Here is a 20,774-nt window from a genome sequence, read left to right on the forward strand (position 1 = left end):
AACCAAATTTTTTGTTAAAAATATTTAATTTTACATGTTTTTATATTTCAAGACGCAAGATAATTATGGATTTAGTAAAAAAATGGTCACTTTTTTATGTTGAAGCAGGTTGCGATGAAGTGGGTAGAGGTTGTTTATGTGGACCTGTTGTGGCAGCGACTGTCATTTTAGATGATAATTTTAACCAAAATTTGGTTAATGATTCAAAAAAGTTAAATTTTAAGACTAGGATGGATTTGGATAGTTATATAAAAGATAACGTTAAAGATTACGCCATCGCAGAGCTTTCTGCCCAGTTTATAGACCAGCACAATATTCTTAACGCAAGCATTCATGCTATGCATCAAGCACTTGACCAATTAACCATCCGTCCTGAGCTTATATTGGTGGATGGGAATAAATTTCACCCCTACAATTATATTCCTCACGAATGTATCATAAAAGGAGACTCAAAAGTATTATCAATTGCGGCGGCTTCAATTTTAGCAAAAAACTATAGAGACAGACTGATGATTGAACTTCACGAAGAACATCCTGAATATGGATGGGATACTAATTTTGGATATGCTACCAAAAAACATCAGCAAGCCTTAATAAAACTTGGTCCTACAAAATACCATAGACAGTCTTTCAGATTAAAATATGATTAACAAATTACGAGTTAGATTTATATTTCATTATCACTATAAATAAAAAAGAGAAGCAAATATTTGCTTCTCTTTTATGTTATATTAACTTAATTATTTCTTTTTCTTTTGTTGCTCAACCGTTTTTTGTTGGTCCTGAGCTTTCTCCATCATCTCTCTCATTCGCTTTTGGAACTTGCCTTCCGATTTTGGCTTTTCTTTATTCGCCTGAATCTGGGCATGAATTTTCTTTTCATCCAAAATCACATATTTAATGACTAGGATGATTAAAATATTAATTGCATTCGAAACAAAATAATACCAAGAAAGACCAGACGCAGAAGTATTCAAGAAGAATAAGAATGTAACTGGGAAAATATACATTAATACTTTCATGTTTGGCATTCCTTCCTGTTGTGGCTGCTGCATATTTCCTGAAGTCATGATGGTATAAATCAAGATTACGATCGTACACGCAATGGCAAAGACACTTAAATGATCTCCTAAGAAAGGAACTTTAAATGGTAATTTAATTAAATCATCATAAGCTGTTAAATCTTTTGCAAACCAGAAACCTTTACCTCTCAAATCAATAAAGTTCGGGAAGAAACGGAACAATGCATAGAAAATAGGAATCTGTACCAACGCCGGAAGACATCCCGCCATTTGGTTCACTCCTGCTTTTCGATAGATTTCCATGGTAGCCTGTTGCTTTTTCATGGCATCGGCATCCTTAAACTTAGCATTAGCTTCATCAATTTCAGGACGGATTACCTTCATCATCGCACTCAATTTATGTTGTTTATACATAATCGGTGACAAGATTAGCTTAACAATAATTGTCATTAAGAAAATTACCCAACCAGCTGTTAATCCCCATCCTGCAATGATATTGTACATTGGCATAAAGAAATAACGGTTCATTCCGCCAATAAAAGCCCAACCTAATGGTAAAATTTCATCAAAACTTTTATTATAAGATTTCAATAATTTTAAATCTAAAGGCATGAAATACCAAGTAAAATCCTGATTCAATTCTCCTCCCTGCATTTGAACAAAACCTTCATAGTTTAGTTTTTTCAAATATTCGCCTTCTTCTACCGTTTCCTGATTTCCTTTGCTGTGCGTAAATCCGTTTTTAGCTTCAATTACAGAAGAGAAAAACTGCTGTTTTACACCGATCCAGTTAAGTGTTTCTTTATCTTCATCCATCGTTGTTCTTCCATCGTAATCATATTTTTTATAATTATCGAAAGCATATGAAAATTCTGAGTGAGACTGTTCCTGAGCTCTCCCCTTTTCAAGGTTTCTCACGCTGTAATCCCAGATAAAATCTGCCTTATTATCAGCAGTAATTTTAGCAAGACCTTGCGTTCTCACTTTAAAATCTAATGTATATTTTGGAAGTAATGTATAAATAAACTGAATAACCGCTCCGTTATAATTAGCCGTCATCGTTACCGCGTTTCCGTTAACAGCAGGAGCAAAAACTAAATCTTTAGTATTGATTACTTTTCCTGTTTTATCTTTGAATTGGAAACCGTAGTTTGAGTTATTTTTAGTAATCAGATTAAGCGGAAGATCTGCCTTATCTGTCTTACGATCATAGGCTTTGTATTCTGCAAGTTCTACTCGAGAAACCTGTCCTCCTAAACTTGCAAATTCTAAGTTCAATTCTTTATTAGAAAGCTTCGCCGTCTGAATTGAACTAGGAGTTACATTTGGATTGATATTGCTTACCTGAGTTTGTTTTACAGCATTTTTAGTCTGTTCCGTCTTCTGTTGCTGAGCTTTTACCTCTTCTTCTTTCGATTGCTTGTTTTGAAAATAAAACATGAAACCAAAAAGAACCAAACATAAAACCGCAAAACTAATCATTTGACTTTTATCGAGTCCGTTGTTCTGTTGCATTTTATTTTAATTAAAATTTTTTACCTATTAATATATATAGTAATATTCTATATTTCGAGTCGACAAAAATACTGTTTTTTTATCAAAACTCTATACTATAATATGTTACTATATAATAAACTCAGGCTGAGAAAGATCAGTCTGAGTTTATATATGACGTTTGTATCTGATAATTACTTTATCTAAACCTTCAAGGTTTTAAAAACCTTGAAGGTTTCAATTACTAGAATACTCTTATTTCTTTTCGCAAGCCTTAATAAAAGCTTTAAATAAAGGGTGCGGTGTCGCTACTGTACTCTTATATTCAGGGTGATACTGCACTCCTACATAGAACGGGTGATCCGGCATTTCTAACGCTTCTACCAATCCTGTTTCAGGGTTTGTACCTGTTGCAAGGAATCCATTCTTTTCAAATTCACCGATATAATCACTGTTGAATTCGTATCTGTGACGGTGTCTTTCAGAAATATGCTTGCTTCCGTAGATTTCAGCTAATTTAGAACCACTTTTTACAGAACATTTCCAAGCTCCAAGACGCATTGTACCTCCTTTATCCACAACATTTTTCTGCTCTTCCATTAATGAAATCACAGGATGTTCTGTAGAAGTATCGAATTCCATTGAGTTGGCTTTTGTATATCCAAGAACATTTCTGGCAAATTCTACCGTCATAATCTGCATTCCCAAACAAATTCCCAACATCGGAACTTTATTTTCTCTTGCATATTGTGCCGTAAGGATTTTTCCTTCAATACCTCTGTCTCCAAAGCCCGGAGCAACCAAAATACCCGAAACTCCTTCTAAAGTTTCTTTGATATTTTCTTTTGTTAAATCTCCACTGTAAACCCATCTTATTTTCACCTCAGTTTCCTGATCTGCACCTGCATGTTTGAAAGCTTCAGCAATTGAAATATATGAATCCTGAAGAGAAATATATTTTCCAACTAATGCAATTTCTACAGTTCTTTTAGGATTCTGGAATTTTTTAAGGAAATTTTTCCAGTCTTTAAGATCAGCTTCTTTATCACTTTTCAGGTCTAGCCCTTTAAGAACTACATCATCAAAGTTTTGTTTTTGAAGATACATCGGAACCTCATAGATTGTTGCCAAATCTTTACATTCAATCACATTATCCAAAGGAACATTACAGAACTGAGCCAGTTTTGCTCTCTGATCTTTCGGAATTTTATGCTCTGTTCTGCACACCAAAACATCCGCCATAATTCCGCTTTCCATTAACTGACGAACGGAATGCTGAGAAGGTTTTGTCTTTAATTCTCCACTTGAAGCCAAGTAAGGCAATAAAGTAAGGTGAATCACCATAGAGTTTTTCTCACCCAATTCCCACTTCAACTGACGAACAGTTTCGATATAAGGCAAAGATTCAATATCTCCTACAGTTCCGCCGATCTCAGTAATAATGATATCGTAGTTCTGTTTAGATAAAATTTTAATTCTACGTTTGATTTCGTTCGTGATATGAGGAATTACCTGCACTGTTTTTCCAAGGAAGTCTCCTTTTCTTTCTTTTTCGATTACAGTCTGATAGATTTTCCCTGTCGTAACGTTGTTATTTTGAGAAGTAGGAGCATCCAAATAACGCTCATAGTGACCTAAATCCAGATCCGTCTCCGCACCATCTTCGGTTACATAGCATTCTCCGTGTTCATAAGGGTTCAGCGTTCCTGGGTCGATATTGATGTAAGGATCTAGTTTTTGGATCGTTACATTAAAGCCGCGTGATTTTAGTAGAAGTCCCAGAGAAGCAGAAACGATTCCCTTTCCCAAAGATGAAGTTACACCTCCTGTCACAAAGATGTACTTTGTATTCTTTTTACTCATTAGATTAGGTTTGTGCAAAGTTAGGGGAAAAAGAAATACAAAGCAATTTCATTTTAGAATTTTAAATTTTATTGTTGGATAATCGCAAAGGCGCAAAGATTATTAAATATCATCATGCTTTTAAGACGCAAGGATTTTATCTATGATAAAATTTCACAGTGAATATTTTTTAATACTTAAAAGTAACACTGCTAAAAATCTATGATTTTCTTGCGCCTTAAAAACGGTTTCATAAAAAAACCTTTGCGAGCACCAACAATCACAAAACAAAAAAAAGGTTTCCAATACAATTGAAAACCTTCTTTCTTAAACCAAATTATATATGAAAACTACAGCTTAGTCAACTCAAAATATAAGTTAACGTCCACATCTTTAGCCACACCTGCTCCCGTTGGATCATATTTAATATTATAATCTAAACGGTTTACTTTAAATGTTGTCTGAACTCCCATCACTTCCTTTCCTTGTTGGTTTTTCGTGATACCACCAAAAGTTAACGGAACACTGATATCTTTAGTTACATCCTTAATCGTAAGTTTTCCTTTTAGGATATATGAGTTATTTTTATCTTTTGTAATCGAAATTGTAACGAAACTCATTGTCGGATATTTTTCAACATCGAAAAAATCTGCACTTTTCAAATGCTTATCTCGCATTTCAACCCCTGTATTGATTGCATTAACATCAACGTTAAAAGCGAATTCAGCACCATCCAGAGTATTACCTTTGGTTGAAGCTTTTCCGTCAAACTTATCGAATCTACCTTGTACAAAGCTGATTCCCATATGTTTGATATTAAAATTAACAGAAGAATGCATCGGATCTACAACCCAGTCTATCTGTGCAAAACTTAAGACACTTATCAATGTAAATACTAAACTTAAAAGTACTTTTTTCATTATATATTATTTATGATTAATTTTAAAGCAAAGGTAAGCCAGTTATTATAACGTGACCTTGATGTATGTTATTTTTTTGATGTTGATAAAATTATTTTTAAATAGAGTAAATGAACCAGATACATGAGGAATAAAACGGCAAATGAGTTTAGATAAATCAAAAGATCTAATAAGGTTGAACCTTCTTTAGTAAAGAAATATTGAAACGGATTTATTCCTGAAATAAGTAAAGTCACCAAATAAATAATTTCAAATACAACTGAGATTTTTAAAATTGAATTATAAACTTTTTTAAAAACCAAAATGGTGATAAAACCAATTATTGAAACCAATAAACATGTTAAAAAAATAACAATCGGAAACCATTGCAATTTCACCGGAAGCTTCTTTTAAAAAATGCAATGACCATACAGTAAATTGAGCATTCAAAAGAGTCATCACAACAAAAACCACCAGACTTTTCACCAAAACATTTTTCATACCTGAAAATTAATTAAAATTCGAAACAAAAATTCAAAAAAAATTTTGAACTTCGCAGTATGGCAAAATTAAGAACAGCATATTTCTGTCAAAACTGTGGAACACAGTATTCTCAATGGATGGGACAGTGTAAAAACTGCGGAGAATGGAATACTTTGGTGGAAGAAGTGGTAGAAAAAACCTCATCTAAAACGCCGCCTTTTTCGAAATCGAAACAACATGTCATTAATATTATTGAAGTTGAAACCAGTGAAGAACCGCGCATAAAAACCCCTTCCGAAGAACTCAACCGCGTTTTGGGAGGCGGAATTGTCTTAGGATCTGTCACTTTAATCGGTGGAGAACCCGGAATTGGTAAGTCTACCCTGCTTCTTCAGCTTGCCCTGAAAATGAAGAAAAAAGTCTTCTACGTTTCGGGGGAAGAAAGTGCGTCTCAGATCAAAATGAGAGCCGACAGATTAACGGATATTCAAAATCCCAACTGTTTTCTTTACACAGAAACTTCGTTGGAAAAAATTCTGCATGAAGCCAAAAAATTGGAGCCCGATTTTGTCATTATCGATTCAATCCAAACGTTACAATCACAATTAATCGAAAGTTCTCCGGGGACGGTTTCTCAGATCAGAGAATGTTCTAATGAGATCATTAAATACGCTAAAGAATACAGTATCCCTGTCTTTTTGGTCGGTCACATCACAAAAGACGGACAAATTGCAGGTCCGAAAGTGTTGGAACACATGGTCGACGTTGTTTTGAATTTCGATGGCGACAGAAACCACCTTTTCAGATTATTGAGAGCCAATAAAAACCGTTTCGGATCGACTTCCGAAATTGGAATTTACGAAATGGTTTCTCAAGGTTTAAAAGAAATTAAAAACCCTTCTGAAATTTTAATCACTAAAAAATTTGAAGAGCTTTCCGGAAATTCTGTTGCCGTAACGTTGGAAGGAAACCGACCGATGTTACTGGAAATTCAGGCGTTGGTAAGCTCCGCGGTTTATGGAACTCCGCAAAGAAGTTCGACAGGTTTTGATGCCAAAAGACTGAATATGCTTCTCGCCGTGCTGGAAAAAAGAGCAGGTTTTCAACTGGGCGCAAAAGATGTTTTCTTAAATATTACCGGAGGAATAAAAACCGATGATCCGGCTTTAGATTTGGCGGTTGTCGCTTCGATTCTTTCCTCAAACGAAGATATTGCCATTTCTGAGCATTATTGCTTTGCGGGAGAAATTGGCTTAAGTGGAGAAATTCGTCCGATTGCACAAGCCGAACAGAGAATTACCGAAGCTGAAAAATTAGGATATGAGAAGATTTTTATTTCTAATTTAAATAAACTTCCCAAGAAAAAATACGGAATCAAGATCGAAGAAGTAAGTAAAATTGAAGATTTTCATGAAAGATTGTTTTAAACATTTGTAAAATAAATTCTAGTTTTCAAGGTTATATTGTATATTTATTAACTATAACCTTTAAAACTAAACAAATCATGAAAACAAAATTTACTGCATTGGTAATTTTTTGCTCTTCCTTATTATTCTCGCAAAATAAGATTTTCCAACATTCTATTAACGAAAATAACTTAAACAGCACGCAGAAAATAAGTGTAGGATTAGCAAAAACGTATGTTCTTACGCAATATTTTTTGCAGCCTTCTTTTACTCTTAATTCAGATTTGGACATCAATCTTCCAACGCATCAGGAGATTAAAGCTAAATTTAAGACCACTTATAAATACTCAAACGGCAGTATTTCTTATGTTTATGCCATTGAAAATGATCCGGCTGCAGAATTGGTATTTTCAAAATATAAAGATATTGTTACCGGAATGTATTCTTCAGGTGACAAAAAAGTAATGTTTCATCAGACAAATGGTGATATTTTCGCCGTATCAGTTGTGAGTGATCAGAAAATTCTGGATCAGGATTCTAAAGACGATTATATTCTCAGTCAAGCATCCAATGGAAATGGTCATAAGGTAAATCCGGATATTTGTTCGGCCGCGACTCCCATTTGCAGCAGCACCAGAATTGATGTGATGGTAATTTTCACGACAGATGCAAGAATTGCTTGGGGAGGTTTGGCACAGAGCACCTCTTTTGTGGCAACTGCTGTTACGAATTTTAATAATGCTTTACTCAATTCGGGAGTTACGAACACAACTATAAATTTAGTTTACGCCGGAGAAATCACTTATACAGAATCAGGAAATATCAGTACAGATTTAACCCGATTCAGAACAAATGGTGATGGTTTTATGGATGATGTTCATACGTTGCGAACAACTTACGGAGCAGACGTTTGCTCTCTTATTACCGCAACACCTACAAACACTTGCGGACTGGGCAATCTGAACACAAATCCCACCAATTATTCTGCAGGTTCTGCATTTTCTGTAACGCTTTACAATTGTGCGGTTTCTAATTATTCGATGGCTCATGAAATGGGTCACAATATGGGTTTAAGACACGATTGGTATGTTGATACAGGTACAACTCCGTGCGATCATCATCACGGATATACGAATAAAACGGCGATTACTCTCGGAGCTTCCAGCGTTTCGTCCCAAAGATGGAGAACGATTATGGCTTATAATGATGAGTGTTCCGCGGCAGGATTTAATTGTACAAGAATTAATCGTTGGGCAAATCCAAGTATCAACTATAATTCTGAACCGACAGGAATTGCGATAGGAAATACAAATCCGTCGGACGAAATGTTTGCTTTCTCGCGTTTTGCATGTGTTGTTTCTAATTTTGTGCCTCAATCTGCTACTTTAACAACCATTGAAGTTCTTCCCCAAACTACGGAATTCACGTTATATCCGAATCCTGCGAGTGAAACGATTACTATTTCTTTAAATGATACCGATAAATATTCATTTAAAATATTTAATACAGTCGGACAATTGATTTTAACGACAAGTGAAAGGACTATTACTGTTAAAAATTTTGTTCCCGGAGGATATTTCTTAAGTATTTACGATGATAAAGGTTTATTTGTAGGGACTAAAAAGTTTATCGTTAAATAAATTTCTTTTTTTAAAATAATCATTAAGAGCCTGTTTAAAAAATTAATAAAAAAAAAGAGTAAGGGTAAGAAGTTGAATAAAAATTGTCATTTTAGAGTTGCAAAACAAAAAACTTCAATGTATCCAACAGACTTAACCCAAACTCAGTGGCAATTTATAAAAAAAGCATTAGATTTTGATGACAGAAAACGAAAATATGATTTGATTATCATTTGGAATGCTATTAATTATTTGGTAAAAACAGGCTGCCAATGGAGACTTTTGCCTCATGATTTTCCAAAATGGCAATTGGTTTATTACTATTATTCAAAATGGTCAAATCTGGAGATTTTCGATTTATTATTATCAAAATTAAGAGAGAAAGTACGTCGGGATAGAGGCCAGAAATCGCAGGCAAGTTTAGGAATTATGGACAGCCAGAGTGTTCGTTGGGGAAATAACCGTTCACTCAATGGCTTTGACGGAGCCAAAAAAGTAAAAGGAATCAAAAGACACGTCGTGGTAGATAAAAACGGGTTTTTGTTAGCCGTAATGGTAAGTGTAGCCAATATTCATGACAGTAAAGCGGCATTATTGCTGATGAAAACATTGCGATATTTACTAATTCCGCTTCAGGTAATCTTAGCGGACGGAGGTTACAGAGGGGGTATTATTGAGGAAATAAAAACTAAATTAGGCTATATCATTCAAATCGTTATGCGGAGTGACAAAAAAGAAAAAGGATTTGAGCCACTCCATAAAAGATGGATTGTTGAACGTACTTTTTCATGGTTTGATAATGATAGAAGGCTATGCAGAAATTATGAACTCCTAATGGAAACTTCCGAAAATATGGTCAAATTATCCGCTATAAAATTATTACTTAATAAAATTTAAACAGGCTCTAAGTCCTTCGAATGTTTTAACTTTATTCGGAGGATTTAATTTTAAGCCTTATCTTGTAGTATGAATTATTTGGCGCACTCATTTCTTACTTTTACTGACGGGCAGATTGTTGGTCAGTTTCTGGAAGATTTTATCCGAAACAGAGATCGTTTTTCTTTTCCTAAAGATATTCAGGACGGTATTACACTTCATCGCGCCATAGATACTTTCACAGATTCTCATCCCGCGATTCATGAGGCGAAAAAAGTTTTTGCACCGCTCGTAAGATTGTATGCAGGAGCTTTTGTAGATGTTTCTATGGATTATTTTGTGGCGAATGATTTAAGTCTACATTCATTACAAGGCTGGAAAGACCATTCCTTAAAAGTGTATCGTGTTTTGAATGAGAATTACGAATTTCTCCCTGAAAATTTCAGAAGAATGCTCGAAAAAATGGAACAGGATAACTGGCTTTACAATTACAGACAAGATCAGAATATTAAATACAGCATGCGAAATGTACTTAATAAAGCAAAATATTTAGAGACAAATATTCCCGTTTTTGAAGCTTTTTTAGATAATAAAGAAACGCTCCAGAAATGTTACGATGATTTCTTTCCCGATTTACTGGAACACGCCAAAGGAATCAATGCGCTTTTGCAATTGGAGAATTAATTTTAAAAACGCCCGACAACGCCTATTCCGAAAGGTCCTGCATTAATATCCCAAGCAATTTTAGTTTTATTGTGCTGCTCCAGATTATATTTTTTATCTACTTCATATTTTTCTTTCCTTTTCATAAATTTATCAATTCCTTCCACGATAGCAATACTCATAATACCACTTAATGCAACATCAGAAAACCAATGAGCTCCTTCCAACAGTCTTGAAACGGGAACAATAGATCCTACCGCTAAAATCCCTCCTTTTATCCAAGGATTTTCAAATTGTTTAGACAAAGCGTAACTGGTAGTGATCGAAAGAAACCGTATGTCCCGAAGGAAAACTTCTGTAATTGGCATCTCCTCCGAATGGTTTAAAGAAGTGCTTTCCAAGTCCTGCTCCCGGTCTTGCTCTTCCGGTTGCCGATTTTGAGATTTGCTGAATTGCTCCTGTCGCACTTGCCGCAGTGATCATTAATACTCCGGTTCTTCTCAATTTTTCATTATTGGTTAAAAGTCCGGTTACATACACAGCACCTGTAATACCATAATTGATTTGAGGACTCCCAAAATACCACCCGAATTTTCTAACGACATTCGGAACATTTTCCCTGTTTCGAATAAAAGTACGGCTTATGTCTTCATCCGCAAGATATATTATTCCTACAGTGGCAACAGTAGCTCCCAATCTTAGATAATCTTTTTTCTCCCAAGACAAAGGACGCGTAAAAGCATTCCCAAAACCTCCTGCCATGGTAACAATGTCATACTTAAGATGACTCCAGATATCGTTTTTTTTATCTTGATTTTTTGTAAAAGAAGATTCGGAAACAGGTTCATCTAACTGAGAAATTTTCACTGAATCCTGCTGTACAACAAGAGTATCCGAAGAAAGATTAATAGTAAGACTGTCTTGCTGAGCCAACATCAGTACAGAAAATAATATACTAAAGGCAGTAATTACTTTTCTTATATTCATAGTTTAATAAAATAGGGCGCAAAACTACTCAATTAATACTACATTATGTTAAATAGGAAATTTTAAAAATAAATGACAATCATTAATGAAGTCGATGATAAACTGAGAAAAATATTTATGTTTTGTTAATATCTATTTTATCACTAAAACTGTTGAAACAGGTATCGATTCGGATACGTCAGTTTTTCGCTTTTCCTTTCTCCGTTTACAATGATATGAACAATATTAAGCTGGTCATCAAAAAAATTATACAGAAAACTCACCGCTGCTTCTACTTTTTTAGGACTCTCAATCTTTTCAGATTCCAGATATACATTTACAGATTCGTGGTCTTCTTCATAGCCTACGAAATTTACATTCAGAGACTTATTATTGGCTTTCAGTTTAAAATATTCTGAGCAATAATTTTTAATCGCTTCGTTGAGCTGACTTTTATAATTAACATCATTAAAATGAAGCGGTTTTCCGTATTTTTTGTTTAATCCGCTTTCAAGATCATCCAAAAAGAAACGTCCCGTAACTTCAAAAGTTTTTGATTTCTGGCTGTAATTAATTTCTACAGAACCTACATGATAAGGGTGTTTTTCCTTTGTAAAAGAAAAAAGAATAAGCAAAACAGAAAAAAAGAAAAGTGCTTTTTTCATTGTAATAAATCGATTATTTTTTGTGGATCTTGTCGCATATCAAAGAAAAGAAGAATCCGGATTTGGCTGTCATTTTCCTTTCTGAAAAACATTCTTACGTGTTTTTTGCCGATTAATGCTGAACGGATGTCTTTAGAATGTTTTTGATGTAATTTGAATTTACCCTCTTTTAATCTATCTACAACATCTTGAGCTTCATCTATAAACATATTAATTTGTTTCTCCGTCCAAGTATGAGAGAGAAACTCAATTATATCTTCATAGCTCTGATTGGCTATTTTCGAGAATACAATTCGCACGCTTTCTTTCTTGCATTTGAAAAAAACTCTTCTTCAGAAATCATATCTTTTTCTTCAAGACGATCTGCGTAATCTGCCAATTTATCAATTAGCCATTTCGGCGTACCATCTTCATAAACTTCATTCTCGCTTTGTACGGAAACAGATTTTACCCCTTTTATTCTCTCTAAAAGTTGTTTGATAAAGACAAAATCTTCCGAATTTTCCAATTCTATATTAACAATCATAACGTCGAATTTTATACAAAGTTAAAATAAATTTTGTATCATCGCATTCCAATAATATTACTAAAAAATGCAGGATTTTTTATTTTACCTAAAGCTTGGCTGGGAACACATTATTTCATTAGATGCGCTCGATCATCAGCTTTTTGTTTTGGCTTTAATTGCGGTGTATTCTTTTAATGATGTAAAGAAAATTTTACTTCTTGTAACTGCTTTTACCATCGGACATTCGGTTACTTTGGCTTTAAGTATTTTCGATATTGTGAGAATCAATTCCGCTTGGGTAGAATTTCTGATTCCGTTGACGATTGTTTTGACTTCCCTCGGAAATATTTTAATGAAAAATAAAAAACAGTCGCAAAATAAAATCAATTATTATTTAGCCTTAGTTTTCGGACTTATCCACGGAATGGGATTTGCCAATACAGCAAGAGTCATGATTGCGAAAAGTCAGAGCATTGCAGTTCCGCTTTTAGGCTTCAATATTGGCTTGGAATTGGGACAAATTGCTATTGTTTTCGGTATTTTAATTCTGTTATTTATTTTACTTAAAATCTTTAAGGTTAATCAAAAAGACTGGATTCTTTTTGTCTCTTCAGGAGTCTTTGCCTTATCATTAAAAATGACGTTGGAAAGAATTCCGTTCTAAGGTTTAAACATTTTCAACTTTTCCCCTACTTATTATTATATTTGACAATCCTTAAAAAAATTTCGGTTATGAAGCTAAAAGTTACCCTACTTTCACTTTCTGTATTTGCGTATACAGGTTTCACCGCACAAAATATTCAGAATAATCCCGGGAGTAATCACGGAAATAAATTTGAACAGCTAGGAACAATTCTTCCTACGCCCAACATTTACAGAACTGCTTCAGGAGCTCCGGGTCATGAATATTGGCAAAACAGAGCCGATTATGATATCAATGCATACCTTGATGAAGACAAAAGAAATCTAAAAGGTTCTGAAACCATTACATACTACAATAATTCTCCGGATGACTTAGATTATATTTGGTTGCAATTGGATGAAAATCAGGTTTCTAATGTAAAGAAAGCAGATTTCCCGGCTTCTTCTACTCTTCCAAAAGCAGCAACCGATCAACAGCTGAAAACTTCAGAATTGCCTGCTTCAGATAATGGATTTGGTGTAAATCTTGAAAAAGTGACAGACGCTTCAGGAAATCCTTTAAAATATACGGTAAACAAAACCATGATGCGTATTGATTTGCCTAAAGTTCTTAAAAAAGGCGAAAAACTCATTTTTAAAGTAGATTGGAATTACAATATTTCCAACAGAATAAAAATGGGCGGTCGTGGCGGTTATGAAAACTTCGCGGAAGACGGAAACGATCTTTACACGATGACGCAATGGTATCCTAGAATGTGTGTTTACAGCGATTTTCACGGATGGCAGAATCATCAGTTTACGGGAAGAGGAGAATTTGCTCTAGTTTTCGGAAATTTTAAAGTTTCGATGAATGTTCCTGCAGATCACGTTGTAGGCGGAACTGGTGAATGTAAAAATTACGATCAGGTGTTGACATCAGATCAATTGGCAAGATATAATAAATCTAAAACTTCAACCGAACCTGTAGAAATTGTAACCTTGGATGAAGCTAAAAAGGCAGAAAAAAATCATTCAAAACAAAGAAAAACATGGTCTTTTGAAGCGAATGATGTAAGAGATTTCGCATGGACTTCTTCAAGAAAATTTGTCTGGGACGGAATGGGTGTTACGATTCCTGAAAACAATAATAAAGTAATGGCGATGAGTTTCTATCCGAAAGAAGCTTATGCATTGTACAGAAAATATTCTACAAAAGCAGTTGCACATACAATCAAAACCTACTCAGAATTTACAATTCCTTATCCATATCCTGTTGCTCAATCTGTAGAAGCGGCAAACGGAATGGAATATCCAATGATCTGTTTTAATTACGGAAGAACAGAAAAAGACGGAACGTATTCTGAAGGAATAAAAAATGGAATGTTGGGTGTGGTAATTCATGAAGTTGGTCACAACTTTTTCCCGATGATCATTAATTCAGATGAAAGACAATGGACTTGGATGGATGAAGGTTTAAACACCTTTGTTGAATATCTTACGGAAGAAAAATGGGATAATAAATTCCCTTCAAAAAGAGGTCCGGCTTGGACGATCGTTGATTATATGAAACTTCCGAAAGATCAGTTGGAGCCAATCATGACCAACTCTGAAAATATTGTTCAGTTTGGTCCGAATGCCTACTCAAAACCGGCTACAGGATTGAATATTCTTCGTGAAACGATCATGGGAAGAGAACTTTTCGACAAAGCATTTAAAACTTACGCTAAAAGATGGGCTTTCAAACACCCTGAACCTGCAGATTTTTTCAGAACAATGGAAGATGTAAGTGGTGAAGATCTAGACTGGTTCTGGAGAGGCTGGTTCTACGGAACAGATCCTGTTGACATCGCGATTGATAAAGTAACTGCGGCAGCTCCGGATCTGAATACAGCTCCAAGAGAGGCAAAAGAAAACAAATATAAAGTCGATAAACCTGCTGTAAATGAATTTGAAGATCTTTCAAAAATCAGAAACAGACAGGATAAAAACATCACGTTTTACGTAGAAAAAGACAAAGAAGCACAGGATTTCTATTATAGATACGACAGAGGTCAGGAAAAAGTGGATAATAATAAAGAATACACTTCAAAATTTGACGGAACGGAGCCTTTAACGCAAAAAGAAAAAGATAAGTTTAAAAATCTTACGGCTTATCAGATTGATTTTGTAAACAAAGGAGGTTTGGTAATGCCGATTATTCTTGAATTTACTTTCGAAGACGGAACAAAATTAACGGACAAATCTTCGGCTCAAATCTGGAGACTGAACGAGCAGAAAGCTTCTAAGACGTATTATTTTGATAAAAAATTAAAATCAATTCAGCTAGATCCGATGAGAGAAACTGCCGACATCGATACTTCAAACAATTTCTGGAGCAACGATAATGGTACAGCACAGGTTTCGAAATTTGAATTATTCAAACAAAAAGAAGGCGGAAATGTAAGAGGCGGCGCCAACGGAAAAGTAAACCCAATGCAGGCTGCAGAGAAAAAGTAACAGAAAAGTAATGTAACTTTTACATAAAGGGTACTACTTATTATTAAAAAAATCATGAGAATATTTCTGGTAATTTTAATAATGAGCAGTGCCCAATTTTTTGCTCAAAAATCATTAAGCCCGGACAACATAAAACTCGAATCTAAGTACATTAAAGATGAAACTTCCAATGCAGTTTGGTACGCAGCGAAAGGAGATCAAAAAATGGAAATCGGGAAAGTGACCACTAAGGTAAAAAAAGTGGATAAAGCGACACTTCTTATCAAAACAACGGTAAAAATGAATCAGGCTCCGGAAGCACTTTGGGTAGATTCTACTTTAGTTAAAACTTCAAATTTCCAACCGATCTATCATTCTTCTTACAATTCGATGAGAGATATGTCGCTAAAATTTGGAAAAAATAAAGTGAGTGGTTATTATTTGGATAAAAAAACTCAGAAAAAAGATAACATTAACGAAAATGTTTCCACAGAATATTTCGACAGCAATTCTTATCCCGGGTTAATAAGATTCTTGTCTTTAAAAGAGCACTACTCCACCGAAATGCCAATTTTTGATTACAATCCGACAGCAAAAAAAGGAGTCGTAAAAGCTTATGTTGAAGATGTAACTAAAGGAGAACTTAACGGCAAAAAAGTCTGGATCGTAAAAACGACAGACGATATTCAGGACAGAAAAACGATTGTTACTTATTATATTGATGTGGTTACAAGAGAAGTTTTAAAACAGGATATTGATGCAAACGGAAGGAAAATGGTGATGGAAACTGTAAAATAAATTAATAATATATTTCTAAAAAGTATTCAGTTTTTGAATACTTTTTTTAGATTTGCTCCTTTATAAAAAAAATTAAAACCCATGAAACAGCTTAGCTTCTTATTGCTTTTTATTCTTTCAGCACAAAATTTCTTTGCACAATCTTTACAATTTTACACAGGAAAAAGAGACTTCATTCCTATCGAAATTCTAATGGAAGATGGCAGTACGAAAAAAGGATTTGCTCAGGATTTTATGCTTCCTGATGTTGCTACTTTCAGCTTTATGGGAAAAGGACCAAAGAATGCTAATTTGGACAGAAAAGAAGTAAAATTCAAATCATCAAAAAGCGATACTCAAGTACAGCTTATTTCTGTTTCAGATATTAAAAGTCTTATTTATACTAATGAAGAAACGCAGGAACAATTTCAATTAGACAAACGTCTTGTAAAGGATATTAATAATGATCTGGAAATGGAGTCAGAAGGAACAGTATTGATGCTTCCTTTAATGGAGAAAGGTCCGATAAATCTTTATGGCTACAGAAGCATGATGTGCAAAGCGAATTTTGGGAATAATTCTGCAACAGGATTTAACGGAAATGAAGACAATTGTCAACTTACCTATGTGATGATTTATTTAAGCAAGCCAAACGAAACTTTTGCTGTTGCACCGGTAGATTACAGCTCATTGAGTCCGTTGGCATTATTCAATCTGAAAGCATTATATAAAAAGTTTTATAAAGCTTACGAAATTGTAGGAGCCGACTGCCCCGAATTTCTTAAAAAAGTAGATGAAGCCAGAGAAAATGATTATTTCTCCAATAAAACTTTCAGAGAAAACAAGAAAGCGACAGACGCTGAAAGAAAAGCTTTGCTTAAAGGAAAAAGAGGTGCAGAAGCTTCAAGAATCAATATGAAGTACAGAACTGAACTGTATACCAATATGTACAAAAAACTGCTCGATGACTATGAGCAGTCTTGCAAATAATAAAAATGTAAAGTCACCTCAAAAATGGGGTGACTTTTTTTCTGCCAAAATTTCCACTCCATAAAAATAAAATCTGCCATTTCAACCTTGAACAACCGATGGCACACATTTAGCCAATTACAACACAGAAATAATTAAAAATTAAACATATTATGTCAGTAAACTTTAAACCATTAGCAGACAGAGTTTTGATCGAGCCGATTGCTGCAGAAACTAAAACAGCTTCAGGTATTATTATTCCGGACACCGCAAAAGAAAAACCACAAGAAGGTACAGTAGTAGCAGTAGGTCCTGGTAAAAAAGATGAGCCAACAACTGTGAAAGTAGGTGACAAAGTTCTTTATGGGAAATATTCAGGTTCTGAATTAAAATTAGAAGGAAAAGATTTCTTAATCGTAAAAGAAGGAGATCTATTGGGAATTATCGGATAAGATTCCAGATACAAGACATCAGATTTCAGACTTAAAACTGAATAAAAAATAAATTTTCAAATAATGCTTGGCGTCTAACATCTGACGTCTAACATCTAATATCTAAATAAAATGGCAAAAGAAATAAAATTCGATATTGAATCAAGAGACGCTTTAAAAAGAGGGGTTGATGCATTGGCTAATGCAGTAAAAGTAACGTTGGGACCAAAAGGTAGAAACGTAGTAATCGAAAAATCTTTCGGTGCACCTCACGTAACTAAAGACGGTGTTTCTGTAGCAAAAGAAATCGAACTTGAAGACAGAGTAGAAAACATGGGAGCGCAAATGGTAAAAGAAGTTGCTTCCAAAACTAATGATATCGCAGGAGACGGTACTACTACCGCTACTGTTTTGGCACAAGCTATCGTAAGAGAAGGTCTTAAAAACGTAGCTGCAGGTGCAAACCCAATGGATTTGAAAAGAGGGATCGACAAAGCAGTAACTGCAGTTGTTGAAAACTTAAAATCTCAATCTAAAACTGTTGGAGATTCTACAGAAATGGTAAAGCAGGTTGCTTCAGTTTCTGCTAACAACGACGAAACAATCGGTGCTTTGATCGCTGAAGCTTTCGGAAAAGTAGGTAAAGAAGGGGTAATCACGGTAGAAGAAGCTAAAGGTATCGATACAACAGTAGACGTTGTAGAAGGTATGCAGTTCGACAGAGGTTACCAGTCGCCTTACTTCGTGACTAATCCTGAGAAAATGTTGGTTGAATTGGAAAACCCTTACATCCTCTTAGTTGAGAAGAAAATCTCTTCAATGAAAGAATTGCTTCCTGTTCTTGAACCAATCGCTCAAGGTGGTAAATCTCTATTAATTATCTCTGAAGAAGTTGAAGGTGAAGCTTTGGCAACTTTAGTAGTAAACAAATTAAGAGGTTCTCTTAAAATTTCTGCTGTAAAAGCTCCAGGATTCGGAGACAGAAGAAAAGCAATGTTGGAAGATATCGCAATCCTTACAGGTGGAACAGTTGTTTCTGAGGAACAAGGTTTCACAATGGAAAACATTACAATGGATATGTTGGGAAACTGCTGAGAAAGTATCTATCGACAAAGACAACACAACGATCGTAAATGGTGGTGGTGAAGAAAGCAAAATCAAAGGAAGAGTAGCACAGATCAAAGCTCAGATGGAAACATCTACTTCTGATTACGACAAAGAAAAATTGCAGGAGAGATTGGCTAAATTAGCCGGTGGTGTTGCAGTTCTTTACGTAGGTGCAGCTTCTGAAGTTGAAATGAAGGAGAAAAAAGACAGAGTAGATGATGCACTTCACGCTACAAGAGCAGCGGTAGAAGAAGGTATCGTTGCAGGTGGTGGTGTTGCTTTTGTAAGAGCAATCTCTGCTTTAGAAAATCTTCAAGGGATCAATGCTGACGAAACTACAGGTATCAAAATCGTAAAAAGAGCCATCGAAGAACCATTAAGACAAATCGTTGCCAATGCAGGTGGTGAAGGTTCTGTAATCGTTGCTAAAGTTGCAGAAGGAACTGGAGATTTCGGTTACAACGCAAAAACTGACGAGTATGTAAACATGCTTGAAGCAGGTATCATCGATCCAACAAAAGTAACAAGAGTTGCCCTTGAAAATGCAGCTTCTGTTTCTGGAATGCTATTGACAACTGAATGTGTTATCACTGAAGTGAAAAGCACAGAACCAGCTATGCCAATGGGTGGAATGCCGGGAATGATGTAACAGCGTAAGCTTTTATAAATAAATTAAAACCGTTCTATTTTATAGGGCGGTTTTTTGTTTTGTAAAACATTAATTTAATTTGAAATCCCTAAATTTGAATCCAATCAAATATTTTAAACACCTATTCAAATGGACGAAAATGCAGAGCAATATTTACTATTTCTAAAACAAAAAGTAAGAGATAAAATTTCATCGTCGATAAATTCTAAAACAATTGAAGATATTATTGAGGGAGATTTATATCAATCACACATTAAAGAAAAAAATTCATCTGCCTTTCAAGAATATTATTTTAAAACTTTAAATAATGATGATAATTTTTTAAATAATAATTTTTTCAAGGAATTTAAAAGCAAATATTCTCTTCAAGGAATTGATAACAATTATTTAGAGAAACTTGAAAATGCAAAACCTGAAATTCTAAAATTGATCCGCGCAAATTTTTTGACAAAGCTTTATATAGACTTTTTTAGCAAAGCCAAGATTAAACATGGCGAATTTGAAAAAGAAAAAGATCTAGGATCATTCTTTGCAAAACTAGTACATCATTTTCTACCAAATGAATACGCTGCATTGGATAATCCAATAAAACAATATTTCTGTCTTTCCAAAGAAAGTTTTGTACTTTCATTTTTTATTATTAGTGAAGAGTATAAAAGTTGGGCTGAGAATAATCAAGAAATCTTACTTGATATTCGTCAAAAATTTGAATATAAGGATGAAAAGAAAATTATCAATCATGAATTATTAACAGATTTAAAGTTATTGGATTTAATATTTTGGAGTAAAGCAAATAGAAATAACACGAAGAAAAAAATTACAAAATGATATCCCACGCTGTCGCAACCATCTCGCTTGTGATCAAATAAACCAATCTTAATTAAATAAAAAAACCGCTCTAAAAACAGGGCGGTTTTTGTTTCTACAGCCATCAAAAATATTTTCACTCGATGTCGCGGATTTATAATCCGTGACTTCCCACGCTGTCGCAAGCGTCTCGCTTGTGATCAAATTAATCCAAAACAAATACACAATCATAAAGAAATATCAAACCGTTCTATTGTACAGAGCGTTTTTTTTGTTCAGAATAACAAAACCAAGCTAATAAAACAGCGAATCAAGAAAAGCTACGGAGGTTATTCAACAACCGTTTCATACAATTGCGAATTTTGTGATAAATCCATCTTCACGTTTCACAAGAAGCTTTATCTTTAACGAAAAATAAAACTTTCGAAGTTCGCGACTGCGTGAAGCTGTGGAATGTTGTACATCATTTTCGAGCAACAGAAATAACGAATCAAC

At 34.5% G+C, this 20,774-nt stretch carries 20 protein-coding genes and 1 pseudogene; 12 read left to right on the forward strand and 9 right to left on the reverse strand.

What is annotated here, in order from left to right:
• Positions 1-65: 65 nt before the first annotated feature.
• Positions 66-650, forward strand: a complete 585-nt coding sequence (rnhB, locus tag J3D55_RS20660; RefSeq protein ID WP_259134211.1) for a ribonuclease HII — start codon at positions 66-68, stop codon at positions 648-650.
• Positions 651-740: 90 nt separating this feature from the next.
• Here rnhB and yidC read toward each other — a convergent pair whose 3' ends face one another.
• The 4 genes from yidC to J3D55_RS20680 all read right to left on the reverse strand — a co-directional run bounded on the left by yidC (position 741) and on the right by J3D55_RS20680 (position 5,758).
• Positions 741-2,537, reverse strand: coding sequence for a membrane protein insertase YidC (yidC, locus tag J3D55_RS20665; RefSeq protein ID WP_259134214.1), 1,797 nt, complete (start codon positions 2,535-2,537; stop codon positions 741-743).
• A 234-nt stretch (positions 2,538-2,771) separates the two neighbouring features.
• Positions 2,772-4,379: a CTP synthase gene (pyrG, locus tag J3D55_RS20670; RefSeq protein WP_259134217.1), complete on the reverse strand. Its 1,608-nt coding sequence runs from the start codon at positions 4,377-4,379 to the stop codon at positions 2,772-2,774.
• 329 nt (positions 4,380-4,708) lie between these two features.
• Positions 4,709-5,278, reverse strand: coding sequence for a YceI family protein (locus tag J3D55_RS20675; RefSeq protein ID WP_259134219.1), 570 nt, complete (start codon positions 5,276-5,278; stop codon positions 4,709-4,711).
• A 291-nt stretch (positions 5,279-5,569) separates the two neighbouring features.
• A complete protein-coding gene (locus tag J3D55_RS20680) occupies positions 5,570-5,758 on the reverse strand; it encodes a hypothetical protein (protein ID WP_259134221.1) in 189 nt (62 codons plus the stop codon).
• Positions 5,759-5,817: 59 nt separating this feature from the next.
• Here J3D55_RS20680 and radA point away from each other — a divergent pair, with 59 nt between their 5' ends.
• The 4 genes from radA (at position 5,818) to J3D55_RS20700 (ending at position 10,325) form a co-directional block, all read left to right on the forward strand.
• The gene (gene radA / locus J3D55_RS20685) at positions 5,818-7,167 is read left to right on the forward strand and encodes a DNA repair protein RadA (protein WP_259134235.1); all 1,350 of its coding nucleotides are present in this window, start codon (positions 5,818-5,820) and stop codon (positions 7,165-7,167) included.
• 77 nt (positions 7,168-7,244) lie between these two features.
• Complete coding sequence (locus tag J3D55_RS20690; RefSeq protein ID WP_259134237.1) at positions 7,245-8,786, forward strand: M12 family metallo-peptidase; 1,542 nt, start codon at positions 7,245-7,247, stop codon at positions 8,784-8,786.
• Positions 8,787-8,903: 117 nt separating this feature from the next.
• The gene (locus tag J3D55_RS20695) at positions 8,904-9,662 is read left to right on the forward strand and encodes an IS5 family transposase (protein ID WP_259127825.1); all 759 of its coding nucleotides are present in this window, start codon (positions 8,904-8,906) and stop codon (positions 9,660-9,662) included.
• A gap of 69 nt (positions 9,663-9,731) precedes the next feature.
• Positions 9,732-10,325, forward strand: a complete 594-nt coding sequence (locus J3D55_RS20700; protein ID WP_259134240.1) for an acyl carrier protein phosphodiesterase — start codon at positions 9,732-9,734, stop codon at positions 10,323-10,325.
• A 2-nt stretch (positions 10,326-10,327) separates the two neighbouring features.
• On the opposite strand, the gene J3D55_RS20705 is transcribed toward J3D55_RS20700, so the two are convergent.
• From J3D55_RS20705 to J3D55_RS20725, 5 genes are all read right to left on the reverse strand, one after another.
• Positions 10,328-10,609: a phosphatase PAP2 family protein gene (locus tag J3D55_RS20705; RefSeq protein ID WP_259134244.1), complete on the reverse strand. Its 282-nt coding sequence runs from the start codon at positions 10,607-10,609 to the stop codon at positions 10,328-10,330.
• Positions 10,602-11,291 (reverse strand): phosphatase PAP2 family protein, encoded by a 690-nt coding sequence (locus J3D55_RS20710; protein ID WP_259134246.1) that lies wholly within the window; start codon positions 11,289-11,291, stop codon positions 10,602-10,604. The genes J3D55_RS20705 and J3D55_RS20710 overlap by 8 nt, the downstream gene beginning before the upstream one ends.
• Before the next feature lie 143 nt (positions 11,292-11,434).
• Positions 11,435-11,935, reverse strand: a complete 501-nt coding sequence (locus J3D55_RS20715) for a DUF6702 family protein (RefSeq protein ID WP_259134249.1) — start codon at positions 11,933-11,935, stop codon at positions 11,435-11,437.
• Positions 11,932-12,234: a type II toxin-antitoxin system RelE/ParE family toxin gene (locus J3D55_RS20720; RefSeq protein WP_259134252.1), complete on the reverse strand. Its 303-nt coding sequence runs from the start codon at positions 12,232-12,234 to the stop codon at positions 11,932-11,934. The genes J3D55_RS20715 and J3D55_RS20720 overlap by 4 nt, the downstream gene beginning before the upstream one ends.
• Positions 12,210-12,461: a hypothetical protein gene (locus J3D55_RS20725; protein ID WP_259134264.1), complete on the reverse strand. Its 252-nt coding sequence runs from the start codon at positions 12,459-12,461 to the stop codon at positions 12,210-12,212. Before J3D55_RS20725 ends, J3D55_RS20720 begins: the two co-directional genes overlap by 25 nt.
• A gap of 67 nt (positions 12,462-12,528) precedes the next feature.
• On the opposite strand from J3D55_RS20725, the gene J3D55_RS20730 reads away from it, so the two are divergent.
• From J3D55_RS20730 to J3D55_RS20760, 7 genes and pseudogenes are all read left to right on the forward strand, one after another.
• Positions 12,529-13,107, forward strand: coding sequence for a HupE/UreJ family protein (locus tag J3D55_RS20730; RefSeq protein WP_259134266.1), 579 nt, complete (start codon positions 12,529-12,531; stop codon positions 13,105-13,107).
• A 68-nt stretch (positions 13,108-13,175) separates the two neighbouring features.
• Positions 13,176-15,560, forward strand: coding sequence for a M1 family metallopeptidase (locus J3D55_RS20735; RefSeq protein WP_259134274.1), 2,385 nt, complete (start codon positions 13,176-13,178; stop codon positions 15,558-15,560).
• A gap of 54 nt (positions 15,561-15,614) precedes the next feature.
• The gene (locus J3D55_RS20740; protein WP_259134277.1) at positions 15,615-16,337 is read left to right on the forward strand and encodes a DUF3108 domain-containing protein; all 723 of its coding nucleotides are present in this window, start codon (positions 15,615-15,617) and stop codon (positions 16,335-16,337) included.
• A gap of 81 nt (positions 16,338-16,418) precedes the next feature.
• Positions 16,419-17,306, forward strand: coding sequence for a hypothetical protein (locus J3D55_RS20745; RefSeq protein WP_259134279.1), 888 nt, complete (start codon positions 16,419-16,421; stop codon positions 17,304-17,306).
• Positions 17,307-17,458: 152 nt separating this feature from the next.
• Positions 17,459-17,737 carry a co-chaperone GroES gene (locus J3D55_RS20750; protein ID WP_047399416.1) on the forward strand — a complete coding sequence of 93 codons (279 nt, stop codon included), beginning with the start codon at positions 17,459-17,461 and terminating at the stop codon, positions 17,735-17,737.
• 111 nt (positions 17,738-17,848) lie between these two features.
• Positions 17,849-19,472 (forward strand): annotated as a pseudogene (groL, locus tag J3D55_RS20755) (chaperonin GroEL).
• 129 nt (positions 19,473-19,601) lie between these two features.
• Complete coding sequence (locus J3D55_RS20760) at positions 19,602-20,300, forward strand: hypothetical protein (RefSeq protein ID WP_259134282.1); 699 nt, start codon at positions 19,602-19,604, stop codon at positions 20,298-20,300.
• Positions 20,301-20,774: the final 474 nt, after the last annotated feature.

The sequence above is a fragment of the Chryseobacterium ginsenosidimutans genome, from assembly GCF_024807225.1.
Taxonomy (GTDB): domain Bacteria; phylum Bacteroidota; class Bacteroidia; order Flavobacteriales; family Weeksellaceae; genus Chryseobacterium; species Chryseobacterium ginsenosidimutans.

Coding starts and splice junctions, on each gene's coding strand:
- J3D55_RS20715 (WP_259134249.1), bottom strand. CDS start 11,935: ATGAAAAAAGCACTTTTCTTTTTTTCTGTTTTGCTTATTCTTTTTTCT.
- yidC (WP_259134214.1), bottom strand. CDS start 2,537: ATGCAACAGAACAACGGACTCGATAAAAGTCAAATGATTAGTTTTGCG.
- J3D55_RS20750 (WP_047399416.1), top strand. CDS start 17,459: ATGTCAGTAAACTTTAAACCATTAGCAGACAGAGTTTTGATCGAGCCG.
- J3D55_RS20695 (WP_259127825.1), top strand. CDS start 8,904: ATGTATCCAACAGACTTAACCCAAACTCAGTGGCAATTTATAAAAAAA.
- radA (WP_259134235.1), top strand. CDS start 5,818: ATGGCAAAATTAAGAACAGCATATTTCTGTCAAAACTGTGGAACACAG.
- J3D55_RS20735 (WP_259134274.1), top strand. CDS start 13,176: ATGAAGCTAAAAGTTACCCTACTTTCACTTTCTGTATTTGCGTATACA.
- J3D55_RS20675 (WP_259134219.1), bottom strand. CDS start 5,278: ATGAAAAAAGTACTTTTAAGTTTAGTATTTACATTGATAAGTGTCTTA.
- pyrG (WP_259134217.1), bottom strand. CDS start 4,379: ATGAGTAAAAAGAATACAAAGTACATCTTTGTGACAGGAGGTGTAACT.
- rnhB (WP_259134211.1), top strand. CDS start 66: ATGGATTTAGTAAAAAAATGGTCACTTTTTTATGTTGAAGCAGGTTGC.
- J3D55_RS20725 (WP_259134264.1), bottom strand. CDS start 12,461: ATGATTGTTAATATAGAATTGGAAAATTCGGAAGATTTTGTCTTTATC.
- J3D55_RS20760 (WP_259134282.1), top strand. CDS start 19,602: ATGGACGAAAATGCAGAGCAATATTTACTATTTCTAAAACAAAAAGTA.
- J3D55_RS20745 (WP_259134279.1), top strand. CDS start 16,419: ATGAAACAGCTTAGCTTCTTATTGCTTTTTATTCTTTCAGCACAAAAT.
- J3D55_RS20680 (WP_259134221.1), bottom strand. CDS start 5,758: ATGAAAAATGTTTTGGTGAAAAGTCTGGTGGTTTTTGTTGTGATGACT.
- J3D55_RS20710 (WP_259134246.1), bottom strand. CDS start 11,291: ATGAATATAAGAAAAGTAATTACTGCCTTTAGTATATTATTTTCTGTA.
- J3D55_RS20690 (WP_259134237.1), top strand. CDS start 7,245: ATGAAAACAAAATTTACTGCATTGGTAATTTTTTGCTCTTCCTTATTA.
- J3D55_RS20700 (WP_259134240.1), top strand. CDS start 9,732: ATGAATTATTTGGCGCACTCATTTCTTACTTTTACTGACGGGCAGATT.
- J3D55_RS20730 (WP_259134266.1), top strand. CDS start 12,529: ATGCAGGATTTTTTATTTTACCTAAAGCTTGGCTGGGAACACATTATT.
- J3D55_RS20740 (WP_259134277.1), top strand. CDS start 15,615: ATGAGAATATTTCTGGTAATTTTAATAATGAGCAGTGCCCAATTTTTT.